The sequence below is a fragment of the Castellaniella sp. WN genome, from assembly GCF_054457555.1.
This window is the reverse complement of record NZ_JBTKZC010000002.1, coordinates 204,968-217,973: the sequence shown is the minus strand read 5'-3', so window position 1 is coordinate 217,973 and position 13,006 is coordinate 204,968. Positions and strand designations below refer to the sequence as shown.

The window sequence follows — 13,006 nt, the reverse complement described above, 5'->3', positions numbered from 1 at the left end:
ACTCCTGTGGATCGTGTCGCGGTGCGCGCGGGGCGGGCTTACTTGACCTTGGCGGACAGATCCTCGCCGAAATAGCGTTCGGAGATCTGCTTGTACGTGCCGTCGTCGCGCAGGGCGTCCAGCGCCTTGTCGATGGCGGCCTTCAGGGCCGGCTGGTTCTTGCGCATCAGCACGCCGGACTGGCCGAACTCGGCGCTGTCGTCGGTGGCGACGACCTTGACCTTGGCCTTGGGCTGCTGGTGCTTGAAGTCCAGGAACGACAGTTGGTCGTTGACGGTCGCATCCACACGGCCCGAGGTCAGCAGGGCGATGGCGTCGTTGAAGCCTTGCACCGGCACCACTTCCGCCCCGCTGCGCTGGGCGAGCTTGCCGAAGTTGCTGGTGATGGTGTTGGCCGAGCGCTTGCCCTTCAGATCGGCGAATGCGTGGATCGTATCGTTGTCCTCGCGCACGATCAGCGCCGCGGCCGAGGCGATGTACGGCTTGGAGAAGTCGAACTTGGCCTGCCGTTCGGGGCTGATGCCGACCTGGTTGATGACCACGTCGTAGCGGTTGACGTCCAATCCGGCGATCAGGCCGTCCCATTTGCCCTCTACGAATTCCGCCTTGACGCCCAGCTGCTTGGCGATCGCGCGGCCGATGTCCACGTCGAAGCCGACCAGGCGGTTGTCCTTGGGGTCGTGGTAGGAGAACGGCGCGTAGGTGCCTTCGGTGCCGATGCGCAGGACGCCGGCCTTCTGGATGGCGGCGAGGTCTTCGGCGGCCGCCTGGGCGGCGGGCGCGGCGGCCAGCAGGGGAAGCAGCGAGGCGAACAGCAGGGCGGAGAGTTTTTTCTTCATGATGGGTGGATGAGGGTCAATTAATTCAGTGGGTTATATGAACGCCGTGTCTTATTGTTTTTCATTCTAATGAGATGTTCTTCAAGCCGCAAAGGCTTTCAGCCTATCTGCATATCGCTCCTGGAAATATGGGTCCGCGCCGGACGGAGGGCCGCGGCCGGGTCCGAGCCTGTCGACGGCTGCGCGGCTTGACCGGCGTCAACCGGGGTGCTGGCCATGCGGCATAGAATGCTTCACATGCACTATGCGGGCAAGCGTATACGCGGATGCTTCGTCATCCACTGGCTTCTGGTCCTGGGGCTCTGGCTCCAGGTCGTCGGGCCCGTGTTCGCAGGCATTCCGTCGTCCGACCCTTTGCGGGGCGTGCAGATCGTGGCGTGCACGCCGGCCGGCATGGTGGTCATGGACCTGTCGTCCGATCCGGACGATCCGGACGGTTCCGGATCGCCGCGCATGCTCCGGACCGGCCATTGCCCGCTGTGCGCCACTACTCCCGCTCCACCGACGGCCGCCATGGCCGGCACCGCCGTGCCGGCCGCCTCCTGGGCCCAGCCCGCGGCAGGGTTCGACGAAACTCCCTGCGCCGCCAGGATTGCTGAAACCTGGGAATGGCCGCCCGCGCGCTGTCCCCCGTCCCGTTCGTGCTGAAACCCTGATTTTTTGCCGCCGGGCCGTCCCAAGGCAAAAGCGGCCCCCTCGGGGGATGAGCCGGGACGCGGGATAGTAGTCCCTTGCGGACTATCCCGCGCCTGACGAATCCAAGCAGCATGCAAGCTGCGAGGCGGGCACGAGCCGAAGGCGCGGCGTGGGGGCATTCGATCTCTTGTTTCGGGGCCACCCCGGCTTGGCGTGCCGACGGCACGCCGGCCGCGGGCGGCCCTGGATGTCTTTCAGTTTTTTCGCATATCGAGACTTTGATGAATAAGGAAACCTTGTGGGTGGCCGGGATCCCGTTTGCCCTGATGTCGCTCGGCCTGCCGCTGGCCGCGCTGTCTGAGCCCGTACGGGCGCTGTCGCCCGTGGTCGTCACCGCGCCCGCCGCGGATGAGCCCCTGGTGGTGCGCACGGACCCCAAAGCCCCGCGCCAGCCCGTGCCCGCCCATGATGGCGCGGATTTTCTCAAGAGCATCCCCGGGTTCTCCGTGATTCGCAAGGGCGGTACGGATGGCGACCCGGTGCTGCGCGGCTTTTCCGGCTCGCGCCTGGGCATCCTCCTGGACGGCCAGGAAATCTACGGCGGCTGCGGCGGGCGCATGGACCCGCCCACGGCCTACGTCTATCCCGAATCCTACGACCTCGTCACCGTCCTCAAAGGGCCGCAGAGCGTGCGTTACGGCGCGGGCCAGTCGGCTGGCGTGGTGCTGTTCGAGCGGGACGTGAAGCGCATGGAGTCCTTCGGCTGGAAGGCCGACGGCAGCCTGACGCTGGGCAGCTTCGGGCGCAACGACCAGATGGCCGACGTGCTGGTCGGCGGGCCGCAGGCATACGTGCGCGCCGGCGGCACCCGCGCCCAGGCCGACGATTACGAGGACGGCGACGGCAACCGCGTGCATTCCGAATACCTGCGCTGGAGCAGCCATGCCGCCATCGGGCTGACGCCGGACGACAAGACGCGCATCGAACTGTCCGCCGCGCTCAGCGACGGCCGCGCCGCCTATGCCGACCGCGGCATGGACGGTGCGAAGTTCAAGCGCGAGAACGTCTCGCTGATGTTCGAGCGCAAGCGCATGGGCGGCCTGGTCGATGAAGTCGAGGGGCGGGTCTACTACAACTACGTGGACCATGTGATGGACAACTACACCTTGCGCGACGTGCCGGCGGGCAAGATGAAGCCGTACATGGCCAACAATCCGGACCGCCGCACCACGGGCGGCCGGCTGAGCACCACGCTGCGTCCGGCCGAGTCGTGGAAGCTGGTCGTCGGGGCAGACGCCAAGCAGGACGTGCACCGCGCGCGGGGCAGCGGGATGCAGGCCTCCGCCGATGCCGCCGATGCCGCTTTTCTGGCGGCGCCCCGGATGGAGGACATGCGTTTCGAGCAGTATGGCGTCTTCGGCGAAAGCACCTGGTTCCTCACCGACGCCGACCGCGTGGTCGGCGGCCTGCGGGTCGATTGGATCGAGGCGCGCGACAAGCGCGTGCCTGCCAGGTCGGTCACCGCCGGGCGCAAGAACGACCGCACCCTGTCCAGCGGCTTCCTGCGCTATGAGCGGGATTATGGCGACAACAGCACCTGGTACGCCGGGTTCGGCCATTCGGAACGCTTCCCGGACTACTGGGAACTGATGAAGGGCGGCCCGGACGGTACCAACAGCGCCTTCCTGTCCACCAAGCCGGAAAAGCTCAACCAGCTGGATATCGGCACGAACTGGCGCAGCGGCCCCTTCGCGCTGTCGGCCTCGGCCTTCTACAGCCGGGTGGACGACTATATCCTCATCGACTGGGACCGTAGCCGGACCCGCAACGTCGACGCCACGGTCATGGGCGGAGAGCTGGACGCCTCCTGGCAATTCCATCCGTCCTGGCAAGGCGTGGCGAGCCTGGCCTATGTGTATGGCGAGAACCGCACGGATGACACCGCGCTGGCGCAGCAGCCGCCGCTGGAGGTCCGCCTGGGGCTGAATTATGCCCAGGGGCCGTATTCCGCGGGCATTCTCTGGCGCCTGGTGGCCGCGCAGAATCGCTATGACGAGGGGATGGGCGGCATCGCCGGCAAGGACCTCGGCCCCACCGGCGGCTTCGGCGTGCTGTCGCTGAACGCCGGCTGGCGGCCGAACAAGACCGTGCTGTTGACCGCCGGCGTGGATAATGTCCTGAACAAGACCTACGCCGAGCATCTGTCCCGGGCGGGGGTGGACATCCCCGGCAACGTGTCTTTCGTGGATACCCGGATCAATGAACCGGGCCGGGTCTTCTGGCTGAAGGCGCAGATCGCGCTGGATTGATCACGTGCCGAAAGGCGGCCCGCTCCGGGAAGCGGGCCGTCCCGGCGGACACGGGAGGCCGGCCGCCTGGTCCGGCGGGACGCTATGGCCGCGCGGCCGCGCCCGTCTCTTCGGGCGGCAGGACGATCACGCGGCCGTTCGCCAGGAAGTAGTAGATGATCCCGGCCAGGGGAGCGCCGATGAACCAGCCGAAATCCTTGATCGGGGAGAATGCCGGCATCAGCGCGACGCTCAGCGAGACGATCGCCGACGGGATCAGGGCATAAAGCGCGTACCGGCTGATCCCCTTGTTGTAGTAGTAGATCGATTCCGGCGTGGGCAGGTACATGTGCCGGACGCTGAACTTCTGCTTGCGGACCAGGAAGTAGTCGACCGCCAGGATGCCGAAGAAGGGGCCGAGCAGCGCGCCCAGGCTGCCGAGGAAGTAGCCGACGATGACCGGGTCGTTGAAGTAGTTCCAGGGAGTCACGATGATCGAGACGATGGCGGTGATCAGGCCGCCGGTGCGGAAACTGATCCGGCGCGGATTGATATTGGAGATGTCGAACGCGGCCGAGACGAAATTGGCGACGATGTTGACGCCGATGGTGGCGAACACGAAGGCCGTGGTGAAGACGTAGAACATGATCGAGTTGTCCACGTGCTCGAGCAGGATGCCTGGATCCTTGATCTGGTTGATATCCGCGTTGAGCACCTGCGCGGCCGCCGCCGTGGTGATGACCGAGGTGATCGCAAAGGCCGTCCAGTTGATCGGCAGGCCCCAGGCGCAGCCCGAGATGATGGAGCGGCGGTCCGGGGAATATCGCGAGAAGTCCGAGAAATTGAGCATCAGGGTGGCCAGTGTGCCGACCGTCTGGGCCATCGCGATCAGGATGTTCCGGACCTGTTCGCCGCCTTCCATCTTGGTGCCGTGAGGCCCGGTGAACCAGTCGAACGACCAGTCGGCCTTGGACAGGAAATAGAACATCAGGACCAGCATGACCACCCAGATGATCGGTCCGGCCAGGCCCTGGAAGTGCCGCACGGCCTCCATTCCCCGGCGCACGATGATCAACTGGATGATCGACAGGGCGAGGAAGCAGATCCAGCCGCCCACGTGCAGGTTCAGGAAACTGGCCGCGCCGTCCATGCTGAGTTCGCGGAATCCGGGAACGGCGCGCGAGAGCAGGGCGTTCAGGGCGATCGATGCCAGGTAGGTCTGCACGCCGTACCAGGCGATGGCGACGATGCCGCGCACGACGGCGGGAATATTGGCGCCCCAGATCCCCCAGGTGATCCGGCTGATGACGGGGTAGGGCGTGCCCGTCGCCTGTCCCATGAACCCCGACAGGCAGCAGCCCGCGAGGATGATGAGCGACCCGAAGAAGATGCCCAGCGTAATGTCGAACGCGGACATCCCGAGTCCGACGAACAGCCCGGCGGCCCAGGTGTAATTGCCGGCGTTGTGGGCGTCGTTCATCCACAGGGAAAAGAGCTGGTAGCCGTTCCATTTCCGGTGGGACGGATGGGAGGGCGCCAGGTCTTCGTTGTAGAGGCGGCCGGTGGGGTCCTGCGCGGCCAGCGCCTCGTTGGAGATCGCGGGTGAGGTGTGCTCGGACATGATGACATTCTCGCTAGGTTGTTCAGGCGGCCGTCGGGCAGACCTGGGGAATCGGTGGGTCCGCGGCGCGCGGGCCCGTCTTCGGGGGCTGGATCAGCAGGCCAGCGGCCAGCCGGCGATCTTCTTGGGCCGCGCCGGCGCATAGGTGCGGACTTTGGATGTGCGCAGTCTCATGCGCACGAGCCCTTCGGCCAGCGTCACGGCCGAGGCCACGCCATCGACGACGGGCGCGCCGGTCGCGGCCGCGACGGCCTCGTCCAGGCCCGCCATTCCTCCGCAGCCCAGGCAGATCACCTCGACGCCGTGGCGATCGACGATTTCCTTCGCTTTGGCGACGATGGCGGCCACAGTACGGTCGTGGTCCTCTTCCAGTTCCAGCACGCTCATGCCGCTGGCGACGACGGCGGCGCAGCGGCGGTCCAGGCCCGCGAGCAGGAGCCGGTCCTCGATCAGCGGGACGGTGCGGTCCAGCGTGGTGACGACCCCGAACTTGTGTCCGAGCAGGCCGGCCATGATGGCAGCCGCCTCGGTGATGTCCACGACGGGGACGTCCAGCGCCTCCTGGAGGCCTTCGCGACCGTGCTCGCCGAATCCGGCCTGGATCACGGCGTCGAAGGGTTCCGGGTACTTCAGGACCCGGTCCAGGACGCCGACGGCGGCGAGGTAGCTTTCCACGTTGCCTTCGCAGGATTCGGCCCCGAACATCGGGGTCAGGCCCACGATTTCGGTTCCCGGCGCGGCCGCGGCCCGGGCCGCGGCCGCGATCGCATCCGTCATGGAGGCGGTGGTGTTGACGTTGACGACGAGAATGCGCATGACTGCTCCTGGTGGAAGGAAGATCGGCCGCCGTCCGGTACGGCGGTCCGGCCGGATCGTTTCAACCGCACGTGTGCGGGAATGTTTTGCGCGGGCCGGAAGCGCCGGGAACGGAGTCTGGAATCTTATCTAACATTTCATGTTATATTTCAGATAACATTTTGCGTATAATAAATCCGCATACAATGAGAAAAAACATGGGATTAACCCTGCCATGAATGAGCGACGCACAGGCGACATGCTGCTGGCCGATCAGGCTTTCCTGGCCTTCCGGGACTTGCTGTTCCGGGGCGAGGTCCGGGCCGGCCAGCTGGTTTCGATCGCGGAACTGGTGGAAAAGACCGGCCTTCCGCTGGCGCCCGTGCGCGAGGCCGTGAAGCACGCCGAATCCACCGGCCTGGTGCGGATCCTGCCCAAGCGTGGGGTGCTGGTCATCGAGCCCACTCCCGATACGATCCGGTCCTGTTTCCACTTGCGCTGCATGCTCGACCAGGAAGGCGCCCGGATCCTGTCCGCGCGGCTGGACGAGGCCTCGATGCTGGCCTTGCGCGAGGAGCACGCCGCCGTCAGGGATCAGGCGTCCGGCGGCATCACGCCGGAACTCCAGCAATGGGCCATGGCGGTCGACTGGAAGTTGCACCTGGCGCTGTCCGGGGCGCTGGACAATCCGCTGGCGGCGGGTGTCTATGCCAGCAATTACGATCGCATCACCGTGCTGCAGCAATCGCGCCGGCTGCTGCCCGAACGCATCATTCCCGCCATGGATGAGCACTTGCGGATCATCGACGCCGTGCTGGCCGGGCGCGAGGAGGACGCCGTGCGGGCCGTGCGCGCCCATTTGTCGGGCACCCTGCGCTGGTGGGGCATCGGACTGTACGAAGAAGGCTGATCCCCGACCCCGCCCGGGTGGGCCGTCCGATATCCTGGGCGCGGTACGGGCCGGATCGGGGGCTCGGACCGGACTTGCCGTTCGGGGTGCCGGCCCGTTACATTGGTCGGTACGATCCGTGAGCAGCGTCCATGACCATCCATCCGGCCCATCTGGCGGAATCCCGCCGCGCCTTCGGCGCCGTCAGCGCGCTGCTGGTGGTCCTGATCGTGGTCACGACCCTGCGCCTGCCGGCTACGGCCAGCGACGTCAGCAATTTCCTGCCGCTGCACATGGCGCTGGAAACACTGTCCATCGTGGTGGCCTCCCTCATCTTCGGGCTCATCTGGAGCTCCCGTCATGAAACCCTGCCGGGCAGCCTTCTGTGGCTGGCCAGCGCTTTCCTGGCGGTGGCGCTGCTGGATTTCCTGCATGTGCTGTCCATTCCAGGCATGCCCGATTTCATCGCGCCCGGATCATCCGCGACGAGCGCCAGTTTCTGGCTGACCGCCCGGCTGGTCGGCGCCCTGGGTCTTCTGATCGCGGTCTGGCTTCCCTGGCGGGCCCGTCCGGTCGGCATGCCATTGGGCGGATGGCAACTGCTCGTCCTGTTGCTGGTTTTCGGGGTGGCGGTCCTGTTCTTCCGTGCTCCGGCCTGGCTGCCGCCCACCTACATTCCGGGTTGGGGGCCGACCGCGTTCACGGTCGGTGTCGAATACGGGATCGTCGCCCTGAACCTGCTGGCGGCCTCGCGGCTGCTGTGGCTCATGCGCCTGCCCCGCCGCTTCAATGCCGGCGCGCTGTTCGCGGCCGCCTGCATCATGGCCCAGAGCGAATTCTTCCTGACGCGCTACATGGGCGCCATGGACGTCTACAACCTGTTCGCGCATTGCTACAAGGTGCTGGCCTACCTCTATCTGTACCGGGCCGTCTTCGTCGAAACCGTCCAGCATCCCTATGCCATGCTGGAAGAGTCCCGACAGCGCCTGCAGGCGACCCTGGACGCTCTGCCCGACCTGGTGGTCGAAATGGACGCGCGGGGCCGCTACATGGCCGTGCATGCCGCCCAGGACATGGGGATGTCCCTGTCCAGGGCCAGCCTGAGAGGCCGGCTGGTAGAGGACATCCTGCCGCCGCAGGCCGCCGACACGGTCCTCGCGGCGCTCGGCGAAGCCGGCCGGCAGGGAATCTCGCGCGGCCGGACCCTCAGCCTGCGGGTTGGCGGCGACATCCGCTGGTTCGAGTTGTCCGTGGCGCGCAAGCCGGCCCGGACGGGCCAGGATGACCGCTATGTCGTCATTTCGCGGGACGTCACGCAGCGCCACGAGAGCGATCAGATGCTGCGCAAGTTCTCCCTGGCGGTGGCGCAAAGCCCGGTGTCCATCATGATCCTCGACGCGGCCTATCGCATCGAGTATGTCAACGATGCCTATAGCCGTCTGAGCGGCTACACCAATCAGGAACTGCTGGGACGCAACCCGGCCGACCTGTGGTCGCCCCGCATGCCGGAATCGACCGTGCTCGACGTCACCACCCGGATCGCCCGGGGCGAGCCCTGGCAGGGCGAACTGATGAGTGTCGGCAAGGCCGGCCAGGAATTCACGGAGTCCGTGCTGGTCTATCCGGTGCGCAACGCCGCTGGAGAAATCACCAATTACCTGTCGCTCAAGGAAAACATCACCGAGAAGAAGCAGGCCGCCGCCCGGATCCAGCAGCTGTCGCACTACGATCAGTTGACCGGATTGCCCAACCGCACCCTGCTGCACGAGCATTTCCGATACGCCTGCCGGCAATTCCGCGCGCTGGCCGTCCTGTGGGTCGACCTGGACCGTTTCAAGGACATCAACGATTCCCTGGGTCACCAGGCCGGCGACGTCTTGTTGCAGGAAATGGCCCATCGCCTGCGCACGGCCCTGCGGGCGCAGGATGTCCTGTCGCGCCTGTCGGGCGACGATTTCCTGGCCATCCTGCCGGGCGCCGGTCAGCAGGAAGCCGCCCGCGGGGCGCAGGCCCTGCTGGACGCCGTGGCGCTGCCGCTGCGGCTGGACGGTCAGGAAATCTTCGTGACGGCGTCCATCGGCATCGCGCTATACCCGTCCGACGCCGGGCAGCTCGATGTCCTGCTCAAGCACGCCGAGACCGCCATGTACCGGGCCAAGTCCGATGGCCGCAATGGCAGCTGCTTCTTCACTCCCGAAATGCAGGCCCGCTCCGCCCGCCTGATCGCGTTGGGCCATGCCCTGAAGCAGGCGCGGCAGCGGGGCGAGTTGCGGCTGGTCTACCAGCCGCAACTGCGCCTGTCGGAACATCGGATTTTCGGTGCCGAGGCGCTGCTGCGCTGGGATTCCCCCCAGTGGGGGGCTGTCGGTCCGGCCGAGTTCATCCCGATCGCCGAATCGTCCGGCCTGATCGTGTCTATCGGAGACTGGGTGCTGCGCACCGCCCTGCGGCAGATCCGGGCCTGGCTGGACCGCGGCCTGTCCGGGCTGGTCGTCGCCGTGAATCTGTCGGCGGTGCAGTTCGATCAGCCCGACCTGCCCGACCGGATCAGCCGGATGCTGGACGAGGCGGGCGTACCGCCCCATTGCCTGGAACTGGAACTGACCGAGGCGGCCGCCATGAAGACTCCGGAAATCGCCGCACAGAAGATCCAGGATCTCCATCAGCGCGGCATCCGCCTGGCGATCGATGATTTCGGCACGGGCTATTCGTCGCTCAGCTATCTCAAGCGCTTCAAGATCCACAAACTCAAGATCGACCAGAGCTTCGTGCGCGACATCGATTCCGACGCGGACGACCAGGCCATCGCATCGGCCATCATCCAGATGGCCCGCAGCCTGAGCATGGCCACCATTGCCGAGGGCGTGGAAACCGCCGAGCAGCTGGCTTTCCTCAGGGCCAGCGGTTGCGACGACATCCAGGGCTACCATTTCAGCCGGCCGCTGGAGCCGGACGACTTCGAGCGCTTCGTCCTGCGCTACGGCGAGGCCCGGGCCTATAGATCAGGCCCATAAATAGATTGAAATTCTGTCGATCTGATGCGATGCTTTGCGGATGGAAAAAGATGATGCAAGAAAGCTCAGTCCGGCCGAGCAGCATGAGAGGCGTCGGCAGGTGATTCGTGCGTACAAACGCGGACGAAGCAAACCTCAGATCGCCGTTGACGTTGGGCTGAGTCACACGGCGGTGAGCAAGGTGATCGCACGCTATGAGGCGGGGGGGATGCTGTCGCTGGCACCCCGTCGGCGTGGCCGTCGCCGTGGCGAGGATCGCGCACTGACCGCCGAGCAGGAACAGACGGTGTGCCGCATCATCTGCGACAAACGCCCCGAGCAGCTGAAGATGGACTTTGCGCTGTGGAGCCGTGCGGCGGTTATGCAGCTGATCGAGCGCGAGTGTGGTGTGACGCTGCATGTGCGCTCGGTGGGCAAGTATCTGGCCCGCTGGGGCTTCACCCCGCAGAAGCCGATCAAGCGTGCTTACGAGCAATCGCCCGCCGCGGTGCAAACCTGGTTGGAGGACACGTATCCGGCCATCGCCGAACGTGCCAAGGCCGAGGGCGGCGAGGTCCACTGGGGTGACGAGACGGCGCTGGTGAACACCGACGTGCGCGGTCGCAGCTATGCGCCCAAGGGCAAGACTCCGGTGGCGATGGCCATTGGCGGGACGCGGCAGAAGCTGTCGATGATCGCCAGCGTCACCAACCAGGGCAAGGCACGCTGGATGATCATTGATGGCGCGTTCAATCACGAAAAGTTGATCGAGTTCTTCGAGTCGCTGGTCCAGGATGCCGGGCGCAAGGTGTTTCTGATCCTGGACAACCTGGGCGTGCATCACTGCAAGCCGGTGAAGGCGTGGTTGGCCGCACACTCCGATCAGATGGAAGTGTTCTATCTGCCCAGTTACAGCCCCGAACTCAATCCCGAAGAACGCTTGAATGCCGATCTCAAACACGTCATCGGGCGCAAGGTTCCGATACGCACGAAGGCCAAACTACGCGCCGCTGCAGAAGAGCACATGCAAGTCGTCGCCAGCGAGCCGGCACGTGTCAAAGCCTACTTCCAAGACTTCCACGTCAAATACGCTGCGTAAAACTGTTTGAGGGCCGGATCAATAGGTGGCGCGGCACGCCGGCGATACGGTTGCCCGCGTATTCGCCGCCCTTGAAGCGGAAGTCGCTGAAGGTGTAGGCGACGCGGTAGTCGAAGGCCGCGCCCTCGCCGGGGGCGGGCAGGCTGCCGTTCAGGCCCAGTTCGATCCCCTGGTGGCGGGTGCCGCCGCGGTAGTTGTAGGTGCCCGCCGCCGTGCCGTTGGCGGTGCTGACGGACATGAGCTCGTCCTTGACGTCGCTGTGATACAGCGTCAAGGCCCAGTGCGGCGCATGGGATCCGGCGCCCAGGCGGCCCTCGCCGCCGATCTCGACGGTGTCGGCGCGCTGCAGTTTCAGGGCATTGAGGCTGGAGGTGCCCGCCGCGTCGTTCATCGGGTTGGGCAAGTTGCCTCCGCCGATGATTTCCCAGTAGGTCGGCGCCTCGTTGCTGCGGCTGACGTTCACGAAGAAACGCTGGTCCTCGGCGGGTTGCCAGACCAGGCCCAGTTTCGGACTGACGTAGTTCCAGTCCTGGTCCAGGGATTTGCCGGTGAACCGGTCGCGCGCGTCGCGGATGGCCTGGGTGAACTTGGCGTCGCCCACGACCGTCCATTGCGGCGCGACGTGCCAGGCGAATCCCAGCAGGGCGTTGCGGTTCTCGGCCCGCAGATCATAGTTGCCGTAATGGGTCTTGCGGCTGCCCGTTTCCTTGTTGACGGTGTACAGGTCGCGGTCCATGTCGCTGCGCGCCCAGTCCAGGGCGACGCGGTAGTCGATGGAACGGTACTTGCCCGCCAGCTGCCATTGCGCGCCGTAGGTCATGCCCTTGGTCGCGGTGGCCGTCATCGGATCCTGGAAGACGTCGTCGATGTTCTGGGCATAGACGCCGAAGGTGTTGTTCAGGGCCTCCGTGCCCCAGTACGTGCGGTTGGCGGCGCGGAACTGGCGCGACGTGCGGTGCGGGTTGCGTTTGTCGATGTCGATCAGACTGAAGGGAGGATTCACTTTCACCCCCTCGCCGTTGGTCTGGCGCGGATCGTGTTCCATCTGGTCGCGCGTCACGACGAACGGAATGTCCACGTCCAGATCCACGTATGACAGGTACGTCCGGTTCTCGAAGCCGTCGCCCAGGACGCCGAAATTGCCCTGCACGCTGGTGCGCTCGGAACCGGAGTGGTGGCGGTAGCCGTCGTAGGTGTCGTGGGTGACGCTCAGGCGGCCGTCCAGGTTGTCGCTGCGCAATCCCTTGGCGGCCTGGGCGCCGAAGCGCCCGAAGCTGCCGCCTTCCACGCGCACCAGGTCGCCTTCCGTGCCCGTCAGGGACTGGAAGTCCAGCTCGCCGCCCAGGGTGGTGGCGGCCGGCGACAGGGCGTTGGCGCCCCGGCGCGCGCTGATCAGGCGGGCGTTGCGCGGTTCCAGGAAGCCGATCACGAAGGATCCGTCGGCCTCGTTCAGCGGCAGGCCGTCCTGCAGCAGCATGACGCCCCGGTTCACGGGGTTGCTCTGGATGCCCGAGCCGCGGATGTTCAGGCGCGGCTGGTCCAGGCCGCCGAAGAATTCCTGGACCACCAGGCCGGGCTGGTAGTCCAGGGCGTCCCGCAGCGTGGCCAGGCGGGTTTCCTGCTGCGGTTCGATCAGGTTGGTTCCGCCGGCCACGCCGTCCAGGCGGGCGCGTTCGGTCTTCACACCGGGGTTCAGCGGCGTGGCCTGGGCGTCGCCGCTGACGGTGATGGGCTTGAGGCTCGTGACTTCCTGGGCCTGGACGGGCGTCAGGCCGGCGGCCGTCAGGGCCAGGGCCAGCGCGAGGGGTGTGCGGGCGTGTCGTGCGCTCATGGAGGTTCCTTGGTC

General features: G+C 66.1%; 9 protein-coding genes. 5 read left to right on the top strand and 4 right to left on the bottom strand.

All coding sequences use genetic code 11. The features are described 5' to 3' along the window. Positions 1 to 38: 38 nt before the first annotated feature. Complete coding sequence (locus tag ACTPOE_RS14865) at positions 39 to 839, bottom strand: amino acid ABC transporter substrate-binding protein (protein WP_458873019.1); 801 nt, start codon at positions 837 to 839, stop codon at positions 39 to 41. A 228-nt stretch (positions 840 to 1,067) separates the two neighbouring features. On the opposite strand from ACTPOE_RS14865, the gene ACTPOE_RS14860 reads away from it, so the two are divergent. Both ACTPOE_RS14860 and ACTPOE_RS14855 read left to right on the top strand, forming a co-directional pair. Beyond that, positions 1,068 to 1,487 (top strand): DUF2946 family protein, encoded by a 420-nt coding sequence (locus ACTPOE_RS14860; protein WP_458873018.1) that lies wholly within the window; start codon positions 1,068 to 1,070, stop codon positions 1,485 to 1,487. Between the two features lie 269 nt (positions 1,488 to 1,756). Then, positions 1,757 to 3,784, top strand: a complete 2,028-nt coding sequence (locus ACTPOE_RS14855; RefSeq protein WP_458873017.1) for a TonB-dependent copper receptor — start codon at positions 1,757 to 1,759, stop codon at positions 3,782 to 3,784. A gap of 82 nt (positions 3,785 to 3,866) precedes the next feature. On the opposite strand, the gene ACTPOE_RS14850 is transcribed toward ACTPOE_RS14855, so the two are convergent. Both ACTPOE_RS14850 and ACTPOE_RS14845 read right to left on the bottom strand, forming a co-directional pair. Beyond that, complete coding sequence (locus ACTPOE_RS14850; RefSeq protein ID WP_458873016.1) at positions 3,867 to 5,384, bottom strand: NCS1 family nucleobase:cation symporter-1; 1,518 nt, start codon at positions 5,382 to 5,384, stop codon at positions 3,867 to 3,869. A gap of 93 nt (positions 5,385 to 5,477) precedes the next feature. Beyond that, on the bottom strand, positions 5,478 to 6,200 hold the full coding sequence (locus ACTPOE_RS14845) for an aspartate/glutamate racemase family protein (protein ID WP_458873015.1): 723 nt from the start codon (positions 6,198 to 6,200) through the stop codon (positions 5,478 to 5,480). Positions 6,201 to 6,414: 214 nt separating this feature from the next. Here ACTPOE_RS14845 and ACTPOE_RS14840 point away from each other — a divergent pair, with 214 nt between their 5' ends. The 3 genes from ACTPOE_RS14840 to ACTPOE_RS14830 all read left to right on the top strand — a co-directional run bounded on the left by ACTPOE_RS14840 (position 6,415) and on the right by ACTPOE_RS14830 (position 11,160). Further along, on the top strand, positions 6,415 to 7,089 hold the full coding sequence (locus ACTPOE_RS14840; RefSeq protein WP_458873014.1) for a GntR family transcriptional regulator: 675 nt from the start codon (positions 6,415 to 6,417) through the stop codon (positions 7,087 to 7,089). Positions 7,090 to 7,220: 131 nt separating this feature from the next. Further along, positions 7,221 to 10,082 carry a bifunctional diguanylate cyclase/phosphodiesterase gene (locus ACTPOE_RS14835; protein ID WP_458873013.1) on the top strand — a complete coding sequence of 954 codons (2,862 nt, stop codon included), beginning with the start codon at positions 7,221 to 7,223 and terminating at the stop codon, positions 10,080 to 10,082. Between the two features lie 40 nt (positions 10,083 to 10,122). After that, entirely contained in the window at positions 10,123 to 11,160 is a 1,038-nt protein-coding gene (locus ACTPOE_RS14830) for an IS630 family transposase (RefSeq protein ID WP_458870376.1), read from the top strand. On the opposite strand, the gene ACTPOE_RS14825 is transcribed toward ACTPOE_RS14830, so the two are convergent. Further along, the gene (locus ACTPOE_RS14825; RefSeq protein WP_458873012.1) at positions 11,144 to 12,991 is read right to left on the bottom strand and encodes a TonB-dependent receptor domain-containing protein; all 1,848 of its coding nucleotides are present in this window, start codon (positions 12,989 to 12,991) and stop codon (positions 11,144 to 11,146) included. The genes ACTPOE_RS14830 and ACTPOE_RS14825 overlap by 17 nt on opposite strands. Positions 12,992 to 13,006: the final 15 nt, after the last annotated feature.

Bases quoted from the DNA above. Each gene is read 5' to 3' on its own strand.
- ACTPOE_RS14825 (WP_458873012.1), bottom strand. From the start codon at position 12,991: ATGAGCGCACGACACGCCCGCACACCCCTCGCGCTGGCCCTGGCCCTG.
- ACTPOE_RS14845 (WP_458873015.1), bottom strand. From the start codon at position 6,200: ATGCGCATTCTCGTCGTCAACGTCAACACCACCGCCTCCATGACGGAT.
- ACTPOE_RS14830 (WP_458870376.1), top strand. From the start codon at position 10,123: ATGGAAAAAGATGATGCAAGAAAGCTCAGTCCGGCCGAGCAGCATGAG.
- ACTPOE_RS14850 (WP_458873016.1), bottom strand. From the start codon at position 5,384: ATGTCCGAGCACACCTCACCCGCGATCTCCAACGAGGCGCTGGCCGCG.
- ACTPOE_RS14840 (WP_458873014.1), top strand. From the start codon at position 6,415: ATGAATGAGCGACGCACAGGCGACATGCTGCTGGCCGATCAGGCTTTC.
- ACTPOE_RS14835 (WP_458873013.1), top strand. From the start codon at position 7,221: ATGACCATCCATCCGGCCCATCTGGCGGAATCCCGCCGCGCCTTCGGC.
- ACTPOE_RS14860 (WP_458873018.1), top strand. From the start codon at position 1,068: ATGCTTCACATGCACTATGCGGGCAAGCGTATACGCGGATGCTTCGTC.
- ACTPOE_RS14855 (WP_458873017.1), top strand. From the start codon at position 1,757: ATGAATAAGGAAACCTTGTGGGTGGCCGGGATCCCGTTTGCCCTGATG.
- ACTPOE_RS14865 (WP_458873019.1), bottom strand. From the start codon at position 839: ATGAAGAAAAAACTCTCCGCCCTGCTGTTCGCCTCGCTGCTTCCCCTG.